General features: G+C 59.3%; 4 protein-coding genes and 1 pseudogene. All 5 read right to left on the bottom strand.

Features of this window, described 5'->3' with window-relative positions; all coding sequences use genetic code 11:
- Positions 1–396, bottom strand: a 396-nt coding sequence (locus tag BBW68_RS10530; RefSeq protein WP_070135324.1) for a phage virion morphogenesis protein, incomplete at its 3' end; no start/stop codon positions are given.
- Positions 393–860 carry a phage tail protein gene (locus BBW68_RS10535; RefSeq protein WP_070135325.1) on the bottom strand — a complete coding sequence of 156 codons (468 nt, stop codon included), beginning with the start codon at positions 858–860 and terminating at the stop codon, positions 393–395. The genes BBW68_RS10535 and BBW68_RS10530, both read right to left, overlap by 4 nt.
- Complete coding sequence (gene lysC, locus BBW68_RS19185) at positions 793–1,113, bottom strand: Rz1-like lysis system protein LysC (protein WP_222563082.1); 321 nt, start codon at positions 1,111–1,113, stop codon at positions 793–795. Before lysC ends, BBW68_RS10535 begins: the two co-directional genes overlap by 68 nt.
- Positions 1,034–1,384 (bottom strand): annotated as a pseudogene (locus tag BBW68_RS19840) (Rz-like lysis system protein LysB); the annotation flags it as partial. The pseudogene BBW68_RS19840 and the gene lysC, both read right to left, overlap by 80 nt.
- Positions 1,381–1,565: glycoside hydrolase family protein (locus BBW68_RS10545; RefSeq protein ID WP_148127634.1), on the bottom strand; the 185-nt coding region annotated here is incomplete at its 5' end. The pseudogene BBW68_RS19840 and the gene BBW68_RS10545, both read right to left, overlap by 4 nt.

Genomic DNA, 1,565 nt, shown 5'->3' on the forward strand with positions numbered 1-1,565 from the left:
TTCGCTAATGCCCATTAATGGTCTGGCATCATACTGCACATCTTTTCCGCCACGGGCTGGCCGGTCACGCAGCCCGTAGTGATGCACGCGGGCCATGCGCTGCACGTTGCCGGTAAACTCAATAACGGCATCATCAGCGCTGCCTTTCGCCTTCAGGTATTTTGCCGTGCGCATTTTGGCGAACATCTCGCGTTTTACCCGGCCTTTCTTTTTCCGTGCAGGTGCCTTGCGCGGCTTGAACGGCGTGCCGTCGGGTGCCTGCTGGCGTTTTATATTCTGCTGCTGCCCGGCGCGCAGTCGTTTTGCGATGGTGCGGGCCATTTCTTTTCGCGCTGCCGGTGACAGGTTGCCAATCAACGCGCCCAGCCGCTCGTCGAATGCCTGCAGCCCGTTCACGGCAGTAACTCGCCGATCAGCTCACCCTTAACGTACAGCTGCAGCGGCCGCGCATCGCTTTCCGGCAGGGGATTTTCGCCCACATGGGTGACGTGCAGCGCCCCGCCCTCCTGCTTCACAATCACCCGCTCCGTCAGCTGCAGATCAATGCTGATATCGCACAGCGTGTCGCTGATGACGTCGGCTTTAAAGGTGAAGCCCGTGCGGCGCTTTTCTTCAGTCGCCATTATGTCGGGCTGATTCTGGCGCAGCCAGGCCAGCAGCGGCACCATCAGCAGATCAATATCATCGCCGTAATCGGTTACGACCAGATTCAACTGATACTGGTACTCAAAAGACAGCGAGCTGGCGAGCGTGGAGACAATGCGACCGCCGTCAATAAACATATTCAGCCCGTCAGGGTTTCGCTGTAGCAGCGGCACGCTGTTGGTCAGCGCCTGCCGTAGCTGTTTCGGTTTCTGCATCGTGCTGCTCCTGACACTCTTTGATGATTTCAACCTGCAACCCGCATGACGCAAGCGCAGCCTCTAACTGGCGGTTATCCGCCGCCAGATCGCCCTGAACCTGCAGGCTGTTGCCCGGCAGCGGGCAGCTTGTCACGCGCGGACAGCCAGTCAAGATAATCTCGGGCGTTACTGAACGCGGGCCGTGACTGCAGCCGGATAACATCAACAGGCAAAGCAGCAGCAGACCAGTCGCGCAGGTTCGGATTTGCATCGGTTTCTCTCTGTATGGTCAGTTCACGGTTAAGGGCAGCCGCACCGGCCCGCCCCTGCAGCAGTCGCAGCGTGGCTTCGCGCTTTGCTCCCTCCCGCGCTTCATCATTCAGGCGGATAATCGCCTTGTCGCGGCTTTCAATCCCGGCGGACAGCGTGCCGATGATGCGCTGCGCACGGGTGAGATCGTCATTTACCGCATTCAGTCGCCAGCCGGTAAAGCCCAGTGCCATCAGTGCAGCGGCCAGCGCGAATGCAAACAGGCGCATCATGATGCCCCCTTTAAGCACCAGGCTTTTTCACGGGCGCGGCGGTTTTCGATCCCCTTGTTTCTGACGCCGTTCACGTATACCCAGCGGTCAAGCTGATCGCACGCCTGCCACCACTGATGGCGCTTAAGGTAACTGACCAGCGTTGACCGGCAGGCCGCACCGGTACCGACGTTAAACGAAA

The sequence above is a fragment of the Candidatus Erwinia dacicola genome (assembly GCF_001756855.1).
Lineage (GTDB): Bacteria > Pseudomonadota > Gammaproteobacteria > Enterobacterales > Enterobacteriaceae > Erwinia > Erwinia dacicola.

Excerpts from the sequence above, each read along its gene's own strand:
- lysC (WP_222563082.1), bottom strand. The coding sequence starts at position 1,113 with ATGCAAATCCGAACCTGCGCGACTGGTCTGCTGCTGCTTTGCCTGTTG.
- BBW68_RS10535 (WP_070135325.1), bottom strand. The coding sequence starts at position 860 with ATGCAGAAACCGAAACAGCTACGGCAGGCGCTGACCAACAGCGTGCCG.